Raw genomic sequence first — 18,078 nt, forward strand, 5'->3', positions numbered from 1 at the left:
ATAACCTCGGCTTCGGAGAATGCGCGGTCTTTGTCCCCCTTTGGCCGAGTGCCTTATGAGCCAACCCGAGCTTTCCGTTGTCGTCCCGGTATTCAACGAGCGCGACAATGTCGCCCCGCTGGTTGCCGAAATCACCGCTGCACTGCGCGGGCGGCTGCCGTTCGAGATCGTCTACATCGACGATCACTCGCGCGATGACACCCTGTCTGTGCTGCAGGGCCTGAAGGCGACCACGCCGGAACTGCGGGTGCTGCACCACGTGAACCAGAGCGGGCAGAGCACCGCCGTGCGCACCGGCGTCAAGCACGCACGGGCGCCCTGGATCGCCACCCTCGATGGTGACGGCCAGAACGATCCGGCCGATATTCCCAAACTGCTGGCCGCGCGCGATGCCGCCGAGACGCAGGTGAAGCTGTTCGCCGGCTGGCGTGTCAACCGCCAGGACAGCGGCAGCAAGCGCTGGGCCAGCAAGTGGGCCAACGCCATCCGTGCACGCATGCTGCGCGACGATACGCCCGATACCGGCTGCGGCATCAAGCTGTTCGAGCGCAGCGCGTTCCTCGACCTGCCGTACTTCGACCACATGCACCGCTACCTGCCGGCGCTGATGCAGCGTGCTGGCTGGAAGACCACCAGCGTGCCGGTCAACCACCGCCACCGTACCGCCGGCGTGTCCAAGTACAACAATCTGGGCCGCGCGCTGGTCGGCATTCGTGATCTGCGCGGCGTGGCCTGGCTGATCACCCGCAGCAAGCGCACTGCGGTGGAAGAGCGGTGATGGGGCTGGAACTTCACTGGCTCGACCAGCCGCTGACCTGGCTGTACTGGACCGGCCTGCATGTGACCGGCTGGAAGCTGATCGGCTATACCGGCGCGCTGATGTTCGGTGGCCGCTGGCTGGTCCAGTTCATCGCGTCCAAGCGTGCGGGCAAGCCGGTGATCCCGCGGCTGTTCTGGTACATGAGCGTGGTCGGCAGCCTGATGACGCTGAGCTACTTCCTGTTCTCGGCCAAGCAGGACTCGGTGGGCGTGCTGCAGAACCTGTTCCCGGCGTTCACCGCGCTGTACAGCCTGCAGCTGGACATCAAGCACCGGGGCTGGAAGCGGGACAGGGCCAGCCACTGAGGCTGCGCCGGGATGCGGTCTGCCGTGGGTAGAGTCGACTGTCAGTCGACTTTCGCGCGAATCGCGGGCTTTGCTGCATGTGTCGGGAAAGCAGCCGACTGACAGTCGGCTCTACTACGCGCCTTCGGCGCTGGGGCCCCGGCCTGCGGCCGGTTCCCGGTCCTGCCTGCTGTGGGTAGAGTCGACTGTCAGTCGACTGTCGCGCGGAGCGCGGGCTTTGCTGCATGTGGCGGGAGAGCAGCCGACTGACAGTCGGCTCTACCACGCGCCTTCGGCGCTGGGGCCCCGGCCTGCGCTGCAGGCAGGACCTTCGTCCCATGCCATGAGCCGTGGGCGGTGCCATCATCGGGGTCTGCCTTCCCGGGAACCTGTGCTCGTGAAAACCCGTCTTGCCGTTGCCCTGCTGATCGCCCTGTCCGCCCCTGCCGTGGCCCTGGCCGCGCCGCCCGCCACCGCCGCGCCGGCCAGCGTGGCCGCCGAATCGCCCGCCGACGCTGCCTTCCGCGCGCTGTACGAGAAGGAATGGAAATGGCGGCAGGATGGCGGCGGCGAGGCCAGCGAGGACGAAGACGCTCCGGCCAACGCCACCCGCATGCCCGACGTCGGCCCGGCCGCGCAGCAGGCGCGCCTGAAGGTGTGGGACGAGACCCTCGCCGCGCTGAAGAAGATCGATCCGAAGACCCTGTCGCCCGACAACCAGGTCAACTACGCGATCTACCACGACCAGGTGTTCAACCTGGCCGAAGAGACGCGCCTGCGTGGCTACGAGATGCCGTTCAACGCCGACTCCTCGTTCTGGTCCAACCTGTCCTTCATGGCCCGGCGCGAGATGAAGACCGTGCAGGACTACCAGAACTACATCGCACGGCTGAACGATGTGCCGCGCTACTTCGGCCAGCAGACCGACAACATGCGCGCCGGCCTGAAGCGCGGCTTCAGCGTGCCGCGCGCGGTGCTCGATGGCCGCGAAGTGTCCATCGCCACCGTCGCCGAGTTGAAGGACCCGACCGAATCGCCGCTGTACGCGCCGTTCAAGAAGCTGCCCAACACCGTTCCGGCGGCAGAACAGGCCAGGCTGCAGGCGCAGGCGCGTGAAGCGATCAGTGGCAAGGTGGTGCCCGCGTTCCAGCAGCTGCGCACCTTCTTCGTCAACGAATACGTGCCTCAGGCGCGTACCACCCTGGCCGCCGAAGCGATGCCGGACGGCAAGGCGTACTACAAGCAGCAGATCCACGAATACACCACGCTGGACCTGTCGCCGGACGAGATCCACCGCATCGGCCTGAATGAAGTCGCACGCATCCAGAAGGAAATGAACGACATCATCAAGCAGGTGAAGTTCAAGGGCAGCTTCGCCGAATTCCTGACCTTCCTGCGTACCGACCCGCAGTTCTACGCCAAGACGCCGGAAGAGCTGCTGTCGCGTGCCGCGTGGATCTCCAAGCGCGCCGATGGCCAGCTTGGCAAGTACATGACGCTGCCACGCGCCCGCTTCACCATCGTGCCGGTGCCGCCGGACATTGCGCCGTTCTGGACCGCCGGCCGCGGTGGCATGGGCACCTACTGGCTCAACACCTACAACCTGCCGTCGCGCCCGCTGTACAACCTGCCGGCACTGACCCTGCATGAGTCCGATCCGGGCCACGCGTTGCAGGGCGCCATCGCCGCCGAGCAGAAGAACCTGCCCGAGTTCCGCCGCAATGCCTACATCTCCGCCTATGGCGAAGGCTGGGCGCTGTACTGCGAGAAGTTGGGCGTGGAAATGGGCATCTATGAAACCCCGTACGAGGATTTCGGCCGTCTGACCTACGAGATGTGGCGTGCTGCGCGCCTGGTGATCGACACCGGCGTGCACAGCAAGGGCTGGACCCGCGAGCAGGCGTTGGCCTACCTGCGTGACCACACCGCGCTGAGCGAGCATGAAGTGACCACCGAAGTGGACCGCTACATTTCCTGGCCGGGCCAGGCGCTGAGCTACAAGCTGGGCGAGATCGCCATCGTGCGCCTGCGTGCGCAGGCCGAGAAGGAGCTGGGCGACAAGTTCGACATCAAGGGTTTCCACGACACCCTGCTCAAGCAGGGCTCGGTGCCGCTGCCGGTGCTGGAACAGCAGATCCAGGCCTACATCGCCGAACGCAAGAAGGCCTGACCGTCGTGTGATCGGGTCGGAGCCCCGCCCGAAGGGCGGGGCTCCGACCCCCTCTCACCTCACCCCACCGCCCGCGGCTTGGCCACGCGCGCGGCAAACGTCGGCAGCACCAGCAGGGTCAGCACGGTGGCGGTGATCAGGCCACCGATCACCACCGTCGCCAGCGGCTTCTGCACCTCCGCGCCGGAACCACTGGCAATCGCCATCGGAATGAAGCCGACGATCGCCACCAGCGCCGTGGTCAACACCGCGCGGATGCGGCTGGAGGCACCGTTGATCGCCGCCTGCAGCGGCAGGTCGCCGGCATCCAGGCGTTCGCGGATCGCCTGCATCAACACCAGGCCGTTCAAGGTCGCCACGCCGGAGACGGCGATGAAGCCGACCGCCGCCGATACCGAGAACGGCATGCCACGCAGCAGCAGGGCGAGGATGCCGCCGACCAGCGCCAGCGGCACGCAGCTGAACACCAGAATGGCTTCCTTGCCGCTGCGCAGCGCCATGAACAGCAGGCTACCGATCAGCAGGAACACCACCGGTACTACCGTCGCCAGCCGCTTCTCCGCGCGCTGCAGGTTCTCGAACTGACCGCCCCAGGTCAGGTAGGCACCCGGCGGCAGTGCCACGTCGGCCACTGCGGCCTGTGCCTCGCCGACGAAGCCGCCCAGGTCGCGGCCACGCACATTGGCCTGCACCACCACACGGCGGCTGCCATTGTTGCGGCTGATCTGGTTCGGCCCTTCGCTCACCGTGATGCGCGCCACCGACGACAGCGGAATCACCAGCCCTGACGGCGTGGCGATCGGCAGTGACGCGAGCTGGTCCGGATCGTTGCGCGAGGCATCGTCCAGGCGCACCACCACGTTGAAGCGGCGATCACCTTCGAAGACCTTGCCGGCCGCAGTGCCGCCAATGCCGGTGGACAGCGCATCACTCACGTCCGCAGCGGTCAGGCCGTACTGAGCCGCCGCCACGTGGTCGATCGCCACGTTGAGCGTAGGCAGGCCGGAGATCTGTTCCACCCGCACGTCGGCCGCGCCGTTCACCGCACGCAGCTTCAGCGCCACCTGGTCGGCCACCTTCTGCAGCTGGCTGAAGTCGTCGCCGAAGATCATCACCGCCAGGTCGGTACGCACGCCGGAGATCAGCTCGTTGAAGCGCAGTTCGATCGGCTGGCTGAACTCGAAGCTGTTGCCCAGCTGCTGCCCGGCCAGTTTCTCGAAGCGTGCCACCAGTGCTTCCTTGTCCAGCTTCGGATCGGGCCAGTCCTTGCGCGGCTTCAGCACGATCACGCTGTCGGAGATATTGGTCGGCATCGGATCGATCGCCGCCTCGGCGGTACCGGTACGCGAGAACACCGTCTCCACTTCCGGCTGCTTGGCAATCACCTTCTCCAACGCCAGTTGCATGGCCAGTGACTGCTCCAGCGACGTCGATGGCACGCGCAGGGCCTGCATCGCCACGTTGCCTTCGTCCAGCGTCGGCATGAACTCACGGCCCAGCAGCGAGAACGAGCCGATGCCCACCACCACCATCATCACCGCACCGGCCACCACCGTGCGCGGATGCGCCACGGCCTTGCGGATCACCGGCTCGATGCGCGCACGCAGTACACGGATCAGCTTGGTTTCGTGCTCGCCATCATCGCTGTGTGCCTCGCCGTCCTTCAGCTTCGGCTCGCGCACCAGCAGTGCGGCCATCGCCGGCACGAAGGTGAAAGAGAAGAGGAAGGCACCGACCAGGGCCAGCATGAAGGTCGCCGCCATCGGGTGGAACGTCTTGCCCTCCACGCCTTCCAGGGTGAGGATCGGCGCGAACACCAGCAGGATGATCAGCTGGCCGAACGCCGCCGGGCGCGCCATCTTCAGCGCCGAATCGGCGGCCACGCGCAGGCGTTCCATCGCGGTCAGCGCACGGCCCAGTTCGGCGCGGCGCTGGCCCAGCATCAGCAGGGTCGACTCGACCACGATCACCGCACCGTCCACCAGGATGCCGAAGTCCAGCGCACCCAGGCTCATCAGGTTGCCGCTGATGCCGAAGCGGTTCATGCCGATCACTGCGAACAGGAACGACAGCGGGATCACCAGCGCGGTGATCGTCGCCGCACGCAGGTTGCCCAGCAGCAGGAACAGCACCACCACCACCAGCAGTGCGCCCTCGGTGAGGTTCCTGGCCACGGTCTTGATGGTGGAATTGACCAGCACGCTGCGGTCCAGCACCGATGCCGCCACGATGTCGGCCGGCAGCGATTTGTTCACCTGTTCCAGGCGCGCCGCAGCAGCCTGGGCCACGGTGCGGCTGTTGCCACCGGCAATCATCAGCGCGGTGCCCAGCACGGCTTCATGGCCGTTGCGGCTGGCCGCACCCAGGCGCGGCGCGCGGCTCAGGTCGACGTCGGCCACATCGGCCACGCGCACCACCACGCCATTGCGGGTGGCCACCGGGGCCTGCGCCAGGTCGTCGGTGGTCAGCGCCAGGCCGTCGGCACGCACCACCAGGCCCTCGCCGGCACGCTGCACGAAACCAGCACCGGCCTGCACGTTGGAACGCTGCAGCGCGGTGACCAGATCGGCCAGGCCGAGGCCATGCGCGGCCAGCCGCGCACTGTCCGGATGCACACCGTATTCCTTCACATAGCCGCCGACCGTATCGACGCCGGCCAGCCCCGGGCTGGAGCGCATCTGCGGCGCGATGATCCAGTCCTGCACGGTGCGCAGGTAGGTCGCGCGTTCCTCCGGCGTGCGCAGCAGGTTGCCTTCCGGTGTGCGGTAGACCTCACCGGCCTGCCAGCCGGCTTCACCGGGCTTGGCCAGCTTGGCCGGATCGAACGTGGTGAAGTCCACCGTCCACATCAGCACCTCGCCGAGGCCGGTGGTGACCGGCGACAGCATCGGTGACGCACCATCGGGCAGGTCTTCCGACGCTTCGCGCATGCGCTCGGCCACCTGCTGGCGGGCGAAGTAGATGTCGGTGGCATCGGTGAAGATCGCGGTGACCTGCGAGAAGCCATTGCGCGACAGCGAACGGGTGGTGGTCAGGCCGGGAATGCCGGCCAGCGCGGTTTCCAGCGGGTAGGTCACCTGCCGCTCGATCTGCTCCGGGGTCAGTGCTGGCGCCACCGTGTTGATCTGTACCTGGCGATTGGTGATGTCCGGCACCGCGTCGATCGGCAGCTTGCCCAGCTGGAACAGGCCCACCGCAGCGATCAGCGCCGCCAGGAACACCACCAGCCAGCGGTGGCGCACCGCTGTTTCAATGATCAGCTTGAACATGGTCGCCTCCTCAGTGGCCGTGCTCGGCTTCGCCCTTGGCCAGTTCGGCCTTGAGCAGGAAGGCGTTGGCACCGACGATGCGTTCGTTGCCGGTCAGGCCCCCGAGGATCTCGATACGGTCGCCGGCGCGACGCCCGGCCAGTACCGGCTGCGCCTTGAAGCCGCCTTCGACGGCGACGAACACCACACTGCTGCCATCGACGTTCTGCACCGCATCGGCGGGCACGCTGAGCGAACCGTCCTGGCCTTCGGTGACCACCACCGCCGATACCGGCGAACCGGCCGGCGGCAACGAGGCATCGACCGGCGTGGCGCGGATCACCGCGACGCCGCCCTGCTGGCGGACATCGGCGGCCGAGCCGGTGACGGTGGCGGTGAAGCTGCCCCCCGGCACACTCACTTCCAGCTTCATGCCCGGCGTGACCTGTGCAGCGAGCGCCGGCGGTGCGGTGAACACCAGCTCGTTCATCGACGGGTCGGCGACATCGGCGACTGCGCTGCCGGCAGCGACCACACCACCCGGGGTGACCTGCACGTTGCCGACGATGCCGGCCACCGGGCTGGTGATGCGCACGCGGCCACTGGCGTCGGGCGCACCGTTGGCGGCGGCCTGGGCCTGCGCGGCAGCGGCCTGGGCCTGTGCCGCCAGCGAACGTGCGCGCGAGGCTTCCATTTCCTGGCGCGCGACCACGCCCTGGTCGACCAGCGCCTTGTCGCGGCCATAGGCCAGGCGCGCGGCCTCGGCTTCGGCCGAGGCGGCCAGCGCATTGGCACGGAACACCGCCGCTTCGCCACTGACCACGATGGCCAGGGCCTGGTTCTGCTTCACTGCGGTGCCCGGTGCGACCAGCACGCGTTCGACGCGGCCGGTCACGGTCGACGCCACCGAGGCACGTGCGCCCACCGACGGCTCGACGCGGCCGGACAGGCGCGTCGAGCCACCGCCACCGCGGCCGATGGCGACCACCTCGATACCGGACGCCTTGATCTGCTCCGGGGTCAGCGGCACCACGCCTTCATCGGCGTCAGCCGGCGCTTTGGCGGCTTCCGCCTTGGCTTCCTTGCTGTCGGTCGCGTGGCCATGGCCATCGTCGGTGCCCGCCTTGGCCGCGGCGGGGTCTTCATTTGCAGGCGTCTGCGCGTTGCCAGCGCAGCCGGCCAGCAGCACGGTCAGCAGCACGCCGCCGATCAGCGGGAAGGTACGGGAGAGAGTCATGGTGCCTCCACAAAAGGTGCGCGCCCTTCAAGGCGGGCAAGATCGATTTCCGCGCCGACGCGCGACAGGCGCGCATCCACGGCGGCGCCGCGGGCGGCGATGAGGGCGCTGCGGGTGCTGCGCAGTTCCAGCTGCGAGATGCGTCCGGCGTCGAAGCCGATGCGTGCAAGGCGGTAGGCCTCTTCGGCGGCGACCACGCTTTCATCGGCGGCACGGGTGCGGCTGCCGGCCGCCTTCAGCCCGGCCACGGCGGACAGGCGTGCGGCCTCGCTGTCGCGGCGCTGCTGGTCCAGGCGTGCCTCGGCCGCGCGCTGGTCGGCATTGGCGGCGCGGATGCCACCGCGGTTACGGTCGAACAGCGGGATGCTGAGGCTGAGCCCGAGGTTGTAGGCACGCTCGCCGCCTTCGCGGAAGCGGGTCTGTGCGGCGGTGACGCTGAGGTCGGGCAGGGCGCGCTTGCGCTCCACGTCGACCAGCTTGCCCGCCGCATCGGCTTCGGCTTCGGCAATGCGCACTGCCAGTGCGGTATCGGTGGCACCGCGCGGCAGCGGCGGTGCGCGGTCGAGCAGGCTGTTGTCGATCGACTGCACCGGCGCATCCAGCAGCGCGGTGCCGGCCAGGCGGGCCAGCGCGGCATCGCGGAACGCCTGTGCTTCATCCAGCGACGCCATGGCATTGGCTACTTCGCTCTGCGCTTGCACCGCGCGCAGCTGTGGTTCGCGGCCCTGCTTGACCATGGCATTGACGGCGTTGGCGTCATCGCGGGTCAGTGACAGTGCTTCCTCGGCCAGGGTGTAGCGGCGCAGTGCACTTTCCGCCTGTGCATAGACCACCGCCAGCTGGCTGGCCACGTCGCTGCGACTCTGCGCGCCACGCAGGTTGGCCGCCTTGGCCTCGGCACGGGCGGCACGAACGCGCGTGCCACGCTGGCCCCAGACCTCCAGCGGCTGGGACAGGGTGAGTACGGTGTCGGCCTTGCCCATGCCGCGGTAGGTGCCGGAGCCCCAGGCGTTTTCGGCCGACCAGGAAAGGGAGGGATTGGGCAGCGCACGGGCCTGGTCGGCGCGCGCATCGGCGGCCTCGGCCAGTGCCGTGCCCACACGAGTGCCGGGCAGCTGGTCCAGGCGTTCAAGCAGGGTGTCGTAGGAGGGGGCGGCTTGCGCCATCACCGATGCCGCCGGGGCCAGGCCCAGCAACACGGCGACGACCAGCCCGGCCGCACGCGGCGACCGAGGTGTCAGGATCGACATAGGGGGATTCCGGTTGTGAGTGAAACGGGAGCCCGCAATCGCGGGACGCGCTCAACTCACGCCCGGGGTGGACGCGTCAATTCATCCTGGGCGACCGTATAGGTCGCCGCATCGCCCGCACTCATCCAGCGCGCCGGCAGTGGCGCCCCGAAGGCGGCGATCGTGTGCGCCGGCAGGCTCAGGTTGGAGTGGTGGCAGTGGTTGTGGCCACAGGCACCGACATGCTTGCCGTCGGTATCGCCATCGGCATCCGGTGCGGATTCCACATGCACCGTGCTGGCATGCGGTTCCACCGTGCACGCCAGGGCATCGGCCACCGGCACGACCACGAATGCCGCCATCAGCAGCATCAGCAGGGTCGAACGGAGGTGGCGGGTGATCCAGCGCATGAAGGGGAGGCTAGCAAGCGGTTTTCGCCGGATACAATATCAATGGCCGCTTCGGGAATACGTCGGAATCTCCCGTTCAGGTGGGGGGGGCCTTCTGCCCTGATGGGTGCAGACCTCCTGCTCTGGTGGGTGTCGACCTTGGTCGACACACTTTTCGGCCCGTAGGGTCGGACACCGGGCTGCGCTTCTGTAGAGCCGAGCCTACGCTCGGCTGCTTTCGCACGACCAGCTGAGCATGGGCTCGGTCACGGCAGCTTCGCGATCACCTTGATCTCGAACTGGAACCCATACAGCCAGGTCACGCCGATACCGGTCAGGGTCGGGTGCGGCGCCTCGCCCCAGTACTCGGGCACGATCGCCCAGGCCTTCTCGAAGTTCTTCTCCGGATCGACCAGGAACACGGTCACGTCGATCACGTCATCGAAGGTGCAGCCGGCGGCAGCCAACACCGCATTGAGATTCTCGAAGGCGCGGCGCACTTGGGTTTCGAAGTCCGGCTCGGGCGAACCGTCCTCGCGGCTGCCGACCTGGCCGGAAACGAACAGGAAGCCATCGGACCGGATCGCCGGCGAGTAGCGGTTGCGCTCGTACAGGGCCTGGCGCCCGGCGGGGAAAACGACATCACGCTGTGACATGGGGAAGATCCCGTGGGAGAGAACGCCATCCTCCTCGCGAGCGCTGTCTGGATAAACCGCGATGATCGGCTTAGATTGATTGCCAATCCCAAATAATCACGGCCGGCCATGGACCGTTTCGAGGCGATGCGGGCCTTTGCCCGGGTAGTGGAAACCGGCAGCTTCACCCGCGCCGCGCACACCCTGCGGATCAGCCGCACCACGGTTACCCAGCTGGTGCAGCAGCTGGAGGCGCACCTGCGGCTGCGTCTGCTCAACCGCACCACCCGCCGGGTCAGCGTCACCGCCGACGGTGCGGCCTACTACCCGCGCATCGCCCGCCTGCTGGCCGAACTGGACGAGGTCGAAGGCGGGCTGGGCGACGCGGCCGCCCAGCCGCGTGGCCGCCTGCGCGTGGATGTGCCCGGACCCTACGCGCGACTGCGGCTGGTGCCGGCGCTGCCGGATTTCCAGGCGCGCTACCCGGAGATCCAGCTCGACGTCGGCGTGAGTGATCGCGAGGTCGATGTCATCGCCGACAACGTCGATTGCGTGATCCGTGGTGGCACGCCGGCCGACCCGGCGCTGGTGGCGCGGCCGCTGACTGCACTGCCGATCGGCTTCCACGCCAGTCCAGGCTATGTGCAGCGCTTCGGCCTGCCGACCGACCCGCGCGCGCTGGAAGGGCCTGATCATCACATGGTCGGCTTCCTCAGCCCGCGTAGTGGCCGGGCGAGAGTGTTCAGCGCGCAGCGCGGCGAGGAGCGCGTAGAAGTGCAGGGCCGCTATACGGTTGGCTTCGATGACGGCAATGCCTATCTGGCCGCTGCGTTGGCGGGGCTTGGCGTGGTCGCGTTGCCCAGCTACATGGCCGCGCCGCACGTGGCGCGTGGCGAGCTGCTGCCGCTGCTGCAGGACTGGCAGCTGCCACCGATGCCGATGCACGTGATGTTCCCGCCGAACCGGCACATGAGCCAGCGGCTGCGGGTGTTCATTGATTGGGTGGTGGAGGTGTTGGGGTGACACACACCGGGCGTGCGAAAATCACCACAGCACGCAACAGGAAACAGCCTCACGCATGAGTCGCATCGTCGCACTGGATACCGAAACCACCGGCATCTCCCACCGCCTGGGGCACCGGGTGATCGAAATCGGTGCCGTCGAACTGATCGATGGCCAGCTCACCGGCCGCCAGTTCCACACCTACCTGCAGCCGCAGCGCAGGGTCGATTGGGGCGCACAGCGCGTGCATGGCATCAGCGATGCGATGCTGGTGGGCAAGCCACTGTTTTCCAGCAAGGCCGCCGAACTGCTGGACTTCCTGCGCGGCAGCGAGATGGTCGCGCACAACGCCACCTTCGACGTGGGCTTCCTGGACAACGAGCTGCGCCTGGCTGGCATCCCCGGCACGCTGGCCCAGCATTGCCGCATCACCTGCAGCCTGAAGCTGGCGCGTGGGCGCTGGCCCGGTCAGGGCAACAAGCTGGACGACGTGCTGCAGCGCCTGCGCATTCCAGGGACGCGTGGCCTGCATGGCGCACTGAAGGACGCCCATCTGCTGGCCCAGGTGATTCCGCACCTGCGTTAAGCCGGCCCGGCTCTACAGGGGGCCGTCGTGTTCAGCCCCGGCCTGTGGGTAACTTGCGCAAGTGCTTGAACCCGTGCATAATGCGCGGCTCGCTGTGTCCGGTTTTCTACCGGGCGGCGCCCCCGGGAGCACGTCCCCGGCCGCCCAACGCCAGCGTAACCCTTTGATTCTCTTGACGTGTGGTGGGCAACCATCGAGGCCGCCGTCTCCCGGGCTACGGGCTGACAACTACTACTATCGAGGTGCGCAATGTCCCGCGTATGCCAGGTTTCCGGCAAGCGAGTGCAGACGGGTAACAACGTCTCGCACGCCAACAACAAGACCCGTCGTCGTTTCCTGCCGAATCTGCACGAGCGCCGTTTCTGGGTGGCCAGCGAGAACCGCTGGGTCAAGCTTCGTGTTTCCGCGCATGCACTGCGCACCATCGACAAGAACGGCATTGATTCCGTTCTGGCTGAGCTGCGTGCGCGCGGCGAAAAGGTCTGAGGAGTAAAGCATCATGGCAGGCAAGCGCGATAAGGTCCGTATGATTTCCTCGGCCGGTACCGGCCACTTCTACACGACCGACAAGAACAAGAAGAACACCCCGGGGAAGATGGAATTCCTGAAGTACGATCCGGTCGTGCGCAAGCACGTCCTGTACAAGGAAGGCAAGATCAAGTAATCCGCAAGGATTGCTGATCCCCGCGAAGAAACCCGCCCTTGTGGCGGGTTTTTTCATGCCCGGTATCCACGCCCGGTGTTCCCATGGTGGGTGCCGACCGTTGGTCGGCACGCTGTTCCCATACCCGGCGGCCGCCAACCTTGGCCGGCGCACTGTCCCCGCGCCTGGTAGGTGTCGACCTTGGACAACACGCTGGTTCAAAGCAGTCGAGCGCGGCTCGACTCTACTCACCCTGCTGGGCAGAATGGCCCATCACCTCCCGACGGGCGACGCGATGCTGTTCGAGTGGTTGCTGGGTTCGTACCTACTGCTGATCGACTGGCTGATCCGGCTGGTCGCGCTGTGCTGGATTCCCACCCGCACCACGCCGGGTGCGGCGCGCAGCTGGCTGCTGCTGGTCGGCTTCGTGCCGCTGCTGGGCCTGCCGCTGTATCTGCTGTTTGGCCACCCGTGGCTGTCACGCGAACGCATCCGCCGCCAGGCCGAGGCCTCGCAGGTCATCCGCGAGGAACAGGCGCTGCAGCACCGCCTTCGCTGGACCCCGCAGCCGGATACCGCAAGCGCCGAGATCGTGCCGCTGGTGCAGCGCCAGGGCGATTTCATGCCGGTGCACGGCAACGCCGTCGATCTGCTGACCGACTACGACGAATCGCTGCACACGCTGATCGCCGACATCGACCAGGCCGAAGACCGGGTGCACCTGCTGTACTACCTGATGTTCGACGACGCGGTGGGCGAGGCTATCGTCGAGGCCCTGCAGCGTGCGGCTGCACGGGGCGTGCAGTGCCGTGTGCTGCTCGACGCGGTGGGTGCCAAGCGTGGCCTGCGCGCCTATCGCAAACGCCTGGAAGCTCGCGATATCGAAGTGCGTGCGATGCTGCCCGGTGGCCTGCGCTGGCGCCGCAGCGGCCGCATGGACCTGCGCAACCACCGCAAGATCGCGGTGATCGACAACGAAGTGGCCTATGTCGGTTCGCAGAATCTGGCCGGCCCGCAGTTCGTGCCTGGCCACCCGAACCGCGAGCTGGTGGCGCGCGTGCGCGGCCCGGCGGTGGCGCATCTGGAAGCGGTGTTCGCCAGCGACTGGTACATGGAAACCGGCCAGCGCCTGGATGTGATCACCGATGTTCCCGAATGCGGCGACGACATCGCCACCCAGCTGCTGCCCAGCGGCCCGGCCTACCCGTACAGCAACGCGCGCGATGCGGTTGCGGCGCTGATTCATCTGGCGCGGCGCCGGCTGGTGATGGTGACCCCATATTTCGTGCCCGACGAGGCCACGTTGAGCGCGCTGCGTATCGCCGCATTGTCCGGCGTGCAGGTGCAGCTGATCCTGTCGGCCAGCAACAACCAGCGGCTGACCTCGTGGGCGCAGGAGGCCTACTACGACGAGCTGCTGCGTTGTGGCGTGCGCATCGCGCTGTACGAACCGCAGTTCCTGCACGCCAAGCACATGAGCGTGGACGAGGACATCGCCGTACTCGGCTCGATCAACATGGATATCCGCTCGTTTGCGCTGAATGCTGAGATCGGCCTGATCTGCTACGACCATGCGCTGGTGAAGCAGTTGTGCGGGATCGAGGATGGCTACCTGCGTGAATCGCGGCAGCTGGATCTGCAGCAATGGCGCAAGCGTCCTGCCTGGCGGCGCAGCCGCGAGGGCATCGCACGCTTGGCCGATGCGTTGATGTAAGGCAATGCCGGCCGCCCATTCCGGCAATCCGGCCTGTCATCGCCGATGGCCTACAATCGGCACATGACTGATTCACCGCGTAATGGCGAACTGGACCTGGCGATCATCGGTGGTGGTGCGGCCGGGGTGCTGGTGGCGATCCAGGTACTGCGCCAGGCCCACGCGCCGCTGGCGCTGGCCATCTTCGAACCCGCCTCGCAGCTGGCCCAGGGTATCGCCTATGCCACGCCATGGCCGGAGCACCTGCTGAACGTACCGGCGGCAAAGATGAGTGCGTTTGCCGACCAGCCCGGCGATTTCCTCGACTATCTGGTGGCTGCCAACGCCTACCCGGGCGAGGCGCGCGAGGTGCTGGGCGAGCGTTACGTGTGTCGCCATTACTTTGCTGCCTACCTGCAGCAGCGCCTGCAGGAGGCCGTGGCCGCCAGCCCCGCACAGCTGCAGGTGATCGCGCAGCCGGTACTGGGCCTGCAGCCGGATGACCATGGCTACCAGCTGACACTCGGCGATGGCAGCACGCTGCATGCTGCGCAGGCGGTGCTGGCCACCGGCAACAGCATGCGCCCGTTGCCCGTGGCCGGTGCCGACGCGCTGCCTGACGATGATGTGATCGAGGCCTGGGACTACGACGGTGTGCGTACCCTGGCCGGCGAACAGGCCGTGGCCATTGTCGGCTCCGGCCTGAGCATGGCCGACACCGTGCTGGCGCTGGTTGCTGCCGGTCACACCGGCCCGCTGCATGTGATCTCGCGTCACGGCCTGCTGCCGCTGCCGCACGCACACGGCGGCCTGCCCACGTTCGACCCGGCCACGCTGCTGCCGATGAACCTGCGCCAGCGCCTCCGTGCGCTGCGTGGCTTCGCCCGCCAAGCGCAGGCCGATGGCCTGCCGTGGCAGGGCGTGATGGACCGCATCCGTCCGCACGGGCAGGCACTGTGGTGCAGCCTCGACGAGGCCGACCAGCGCCGCTTCCTGCGCCATGTGGTGCGCTACTGGGACGTACATCGCCACCGCATCGCCGAAGAGGTGGATGCGCAGCTGCAGTCTCTGCAGGACAGTGGCCAACTGCGCATCCATCGGTCGCGCCTGCAGCGCGTCTGCCGCGAAGGCGATGCCCTGCGGTTGTCTGGCCGCGATGCCACCGGCAATGAACAGCAGTGGACGATGATTGGCGGGGTGATCAACGCCACCGGTGTGGAGACCCGTGCCAGTGCGCTGCGCAATCCGTTGCTGCAGCAGCTGCAGGCCGATGGCCTGGCACGCCCCGGTCCGCATGGGCTGGGCCTGGACAGCACCGTGCCGGGCGACCGCCTGCGTGCTGCCGGTGGCCAGCCGCAGGCACGGCTGGGTGTGCTCGGCAGCCTGCGCATTGGCAGCCTGTGGGAAAGCCTGGCGGTGCCTGAACTGCGTCAGCAGGCCCAGGCACTGGCCACCCAGGTGGTCGCAGGAGCCGCGACGGCGATGCCGTAAAATGGGGGGCATGGATGTCTCCCACCTGCTTGATGGCCTGAACCCGGCCCAGCGCGAAGCCGTCTCCGCTCCTCCCGGCCACCACCTGGTGCTGGCCGGTGCCGGTTCCGGCAAGACCCGCGTACTCACCCACCGCATCGCCTGGCTGCATGAAGTCAATGGCGTGCCGACCCACGGCATTTTCGCGGTGACTTTCACCAACAAGGCGGCCGGCGAGATGCGCCACCGCATCGACGCCCAGCTGCCCCATGGCAGCCGCGGCATGTGGATCGGCACCTTCCACGGCCTGGCCAACCGCCTGCTGCGCCTGCACTGGCAGGACGCGAAGCTGCCTGAAGGCTTCCAGGTGATGGATTCGGACGACCAGCTGCGGCTGGTCAAGCGCGTGGTGCAGGCGCTGGAACTGGACGACGGCAAGTACCCGGCCAAGCAGATCGCGTGGTGGATCAACGCGCAGAAGGATGAGGGCCGCCGCCCGCAGCACATCCAGCCCGAGCCGCACGATGCGTGGCTGGAAACCATGCGCCAGGCCTACATCGAGTACCAGGCGCGCTGCGACCGCGCCGGCCTGGTCGACTTCGCCGAGCTGCTGCTGCGCGCGCACGAACTGCTGCGCGACAATCCGGCGCTGCTGTCGCATTACCGCGCCCGTTTCCGCGAGATCCTGGTGGACGAGTTCCAGGACACCAACGCCATCCAGTACGCCTTCGTGCGCGTGCTGGCCGGCGATTCCGGCCATGTGTTCGTGGTTGGCGACGATGACCAGGCCATCTACGGCTGGCGCGGTGCCAAGGTCGAGAACGTGCAGGGCTTCCTGCGCGACTTCCCGGGTGCGCAGACCATCCGCCTGGAGCAGAACTACCGCTCCACCGCCAACATCCTCGGTGCCGCCAACGCGGTGATCGCGCACAATCCCGACCGCATCGGCAAGCAGCTGTGGACCGACAGCGGCGACGGCGAGCCGATCGATCTGTACGCGGCGTACAACGAGATGGACGAGGCGCGCTACATCGTCGAGCGTGCCCGCCAATGGGTGCGCGACGGTGGCAGTTACACCGAAGTGGCCGTGCTCTACCGCAGCAACGCGCAGTCGCGCGCGCTGGAAGAAGCGCTGCTGAGCGAACAGGTGCCGTACCGGGTGTATGGCGGCATGCGCTTCTTCGAGCGTGCCGAAATCAAGGATGCGCTGGCTTACCTGCGCCTGCTGTCCAACCGCAACGATGACGCCGCCTTCGAGCGCGCGGTCAACACGCCCACCCGTGGCATCGGCGACCGCACGCTCGACGAAGTGCGCCGCGAGGCGCGCGCACAGGGCATCTCGTTGTGGGAAGCGACCATGCTGGTCACCCAGGGCAACGCGCTGGCCGCACGCGCGCGCAATGCGCTGGCCGGCTTCCTGGGGCTGGTCAACGAGCTGCAGGCGCAGACCGTGCACATGACCCTGGCCGAGCGCGTGGACCACGTGCTGGCCCGCTCGCAGCTGCGCGAGCACTGGAGCAAGGAAAGCCGCAATTCGCTGGATTCGGAATCGCGTACCGACAACCTCGACGAACTGGTCTCGGTGGCGTCGCGCTTCGTGCGCCGCGCCGACGACGTCGAGGAAGTGGGCGAGGACATGGACGAGCTGGTCGCGTTCCTGGCCTATGCCGCGCTGGAGGCCGGTGAAGGCCAGGCGCAGGCCGGCGAGGACGGTGTGCAGTTGATGACCCTGCATTCGGCCAAGGGCCTGGAATTCCCGCTGGTGTTCCTGGCGGGCATGGAAGACGGCCTGTTCCCCAGCGCACGTTCGCTGGAAGAAAGCGGACGGCTGGAGGAAGAGCGCCGCCTGGCCTACGTCGGCATCACCCGCGCGCGCCAGAAGCTGGTGCTGAGCTATGCCGAATCGCGCCGCATCCACGGCCAGGACAACTACAGCCTGCCCTCGCGCTTCCTGCGCGAGATTCCGCGCGAGCTGCTGCATGAAGTGCGCCCGAAGGTGCAGGTCTCGCGGCCGGCCTCGATGGGCGCCAGCCGGGTGATGGGCCATGCCTCGATCGAAGCACCGCGGATCAAGCTCGGCGCGCTGGTCACCCATCCCAAGTTCGGCGAAGGCATGGTGACCGACTACGAAGGCAGCGGCGCCCACGCCCGCGTGCAGGTCGAGTTCGCCGACGCCGGCAGCAAGTGGCTGGTGATGGCCTACGCCAACCTGACGGTGATCTGATCACCGTCGGGGGGGCAGGAATTCCTGTAGAGCCGAGCCCATGCTCGGCTGCTTTTGGCGGAGAAAACCAGCCGAGCATCGCTCGGCTCTACCAAGGTGAGTACGCATGACCCGCAACGTGCTCTTCCTCTGCAGCCAGAACCGCCTGCGCAGCCCGACGGCCGAGCAGGTATTCGCCGATTGGCCGGGCATCGAGACCGCCTCGGCCGGGCTGCTGGCCGACGCCGAGGAAGTGCTCAGCCCCGAGCTGCTGCAGTGGGCCGACCTGGTGTTCGTGATGGAACGCGCCCACCGCAACCGGCTGTCCAGCCGCTACAAGGCGTGGTTGAACGGCAAGCGAGTGATCTGCCTGGATATCCCTGATGACTACGAGTACATGGACCCGGTGCTGGTGGAGTTGCTGAAGCGCAAGGTGACGCCGTTCCTGCGTTGACAGGCTGTTGTAGAG

At 67.5% G+C, this 18,078-nt stretch carries 16 protein-coding genes; 11 read left to right on the forward strand and 5 right to left on the reverse strand.

What is annotated here, in order from left to right:
* Positions 1-55 precede the first annotated feature (55 nt).
* The 3 genes from G5A07_RS02545 to G5A07_RS02555 all read left to right on the forward strand — a co-directional run bounded on the left by G5A07_RS02545 (position 56) and on the right by G5A07_RS02555 (position 3,274).
* On the forward strand, positions 56-778 hold the full coding sequence (locus tag G5A07_RS02545; RefSeq protein ID WP_043399632.1) for a glycosyltransferase family 2 protein: 723 nt from the start codon (positions 56-58) through the stop codon (positions 776-778).
* A complete protein-coding gene (locus G5A07_RS02550; RefSeq protein WP_008267433.1) occupies positions 778-1,125 on the forward strand; it encodes a lipid-A-disaccharide synthase N-terminal domain-containing protein in 348 nt (115 codons plus the stop codon). The genes G5A07_RS02545 and G5A07_RS02550 overlap by 1 nt, the downstream gene beginning before the upstream one ends.
* Positions 1,126-1,501: 376 nt before the next feature.
* Positions 1,502-3,274 (forward strand): DUF885 family protein, encoded by a 1,773-nt coding sequence (locus G5A07_RS02555; RefSeq protein WP_191862617.1) that lies wholly within the window; start codon positions 1,502-1,504, stop codon positions 3,272-3,274.
* A gap of 59 nt (positions 3,275-3,333) precedes the next feature.
* On the opposite strand, the gene G5A07_RS02560 is transcribed toward G5A07_RS02555, so the two are convergent.
* The 5 genes from G5A07_RS02560 to G5A07_RS02580 all read right to left on the reverse strand — a co-directional run bounded on the left by G5A07_RS02560 (position 3,334) and on the right by G5A07_RS02580 (position 10,033).
* Complete coding sequence (locus tag G5A07_RS02560) at positions 3,334-6,543, reverse strand: CusA/CzcA family heavy metal efflux RND transporter (protein WP_191862619.1); 3,210 nt, start codon at positions 6,541-6,543, stop codon at positions 3,334-3,336.
* Between the two features lie 10 nt (positions 6,544-6,553).
* Positions 6,554-7,759: an efflux RND transporter periplasmic adaptor subunit gene (locus tag G5A07_RS02565; RefSeq protein WP_049454203.1), complete on the reverse strand. Its 1,206-nt coding sequence runs from the start codon at positions 7,757-7,759 to the stop codon at positions 6,554-6,556.
* Positions 7,756-9,009 carry a TolC family protein gene (locus G5A07_RS02570; RefSeq protein WP_191862621.1) on the reverse strand — a complete coding sequence of 418 codons (1,254 nt, stop codon included), beginning with the start codon at positions 9,007-9,009 and terminating at the stop codon, positions 7,756-7,758. Before G5A07_RS02570 ends, G5A07_RS02565 begins: the two co-directional genes overlap by 4 nt.
* Before the next feature lie 56 nt (positions 9,010-9,065).
* Positions 9,066-9,398 carry a hypothetical protein gene (locus G5A07_RS02575; RefSeq protein WP_191862622.1) on the reverse strand — a complete coding sequence of 111 codons (333 nt, stop codon included), beginning with the start codon at positions 9,396-9,398 and terminating at the stop codon, positions 9,066-9,068.
* A 245-nt stretch (positions 9,399-9,643) separates the two neighbouring features.
* The gene (locus tag G5A07_RS02580) at positions 9,644-10,033 is read right to left on the reverse strand and encodes a RidA family protein (protein WP_053443741.1); all 390 of its coding nucleotides are present in this window, start codon (positions 10,031-10,033) and stop codon (positions 9,644-9,646) included.
* 108 nt (positions 10,034-10,141) lie between these two features.
* Here G5A07_RS02580 and G5A07_RS02585 point away from each other — a divergent pair, with 108 nt between their 5' ends.
* From G5A07_RS02585 to G5A07_RS02620, 8 genes are all read left to right on the forward strand, one after another.
* Positions 10,142-11,035, forward strand: coding sequence for a LysR family transcriptional regulator (locus G5A07_RS02585; protein WP_191862624.1), 894 nt, complete (start codon positions 10,142-10,144; stop codon positions 11,033-11,035).
* A gap of 55 nt (positions 11,036-11,090) precedes the next feature.
* Entirely contained in the window at positions 11,091-11,600 is a 510-nt protein-coding gene (gene dnaQ, locus G5A07_RS02590) for a DNA polymerase III subunit epsilon (protein WP_171954842.1), read from the forward strand.
* Between the two features lie 249 nt (positions 11,601-11,849).
* On the forward strand, positions 11,850-12,086 hold the full coding sequence (gene rpmB, locus G5A07_RS02595) for a 50S ribosomal protein L28 (RefSeq protein ID WP_005411638.1): 237 nt from the start codon (positions 11,850-11,852) through the stop codon (positions 12,084-12,086).
* Between the two features lie 10 nt (positions 12,087-12,096).
* Positions 12,097-12,264: a 50S ribosomal protein L33 gene (gene rpmG / locus G5A07_RS02600; RefSeq protein ID WP_169411268.1), complete on the forward strand. Its 168-nt coding sequence runs from the start codon at positions 12,097-12,099 to the stop codon at positions 12,262-12,264.
* 274 nt (positions 12,265-12,538) lie between these two features.
* Positions 12,539-13,957: a cardiolipin synthase gene (gene cls, locus G5A07_RS02605; RefSeq protein WP_010482360.1), complete on the forward strand. Its 1,419-nt coding sequence runs from the start codon at positions 12,539-12,541 to the stop codon at positions 13,955-13,957.
* A 45-nt stretch (positions 13,958-14,002) separates the two neighbouring features.
* Entirely contained in the window at positions 14,003-15,427 is a 1,425-nt protein-coding gene (locus G5A07_RS02610; RefSeq protein ID WP_191862626.1) for an FAD/NAD(P)-binding protein, read from the forward strand.
* 10 nt (positions 15,428-15,437) lie between these two features.
* Positions 15,438-17,630 (forward strand): DNA helicase II, encoded by a 2,193-nt coding sequence (gene uvrD / locus G5A07_RS02615; protein WP_191862628.1) that lies wholly within the window; start codon positions 15,438-15,440, stop codon positions 17,628-17,630.
* Between the two features lie 106 nt (positions 17,631-17,736).
* On the forward strand, positions 17,737-18,063 hold the full coding sequence (locus G5A07_RS02620) for a low molecular weight protein tyrosine phosphatase family protein (RefSeq protein WP_049454192.1): 327 nt from the start codon (positions 17,737-17,739) through the stop codon (positions 18,061-18,063).
* Positions 18,064-18,078: the final 15 nt, after the last annotated feature.

The organism is Stenotrophomonas sp. AS012628 (assembly GCF_010608305.1).
GTDB lineage: Bacteria > Pseudomonadota > Gammaproteobacteria > Xanthomonadales > Xanthomonadaceae > Stenotrophomonas > Stenotrophomonas geniculata.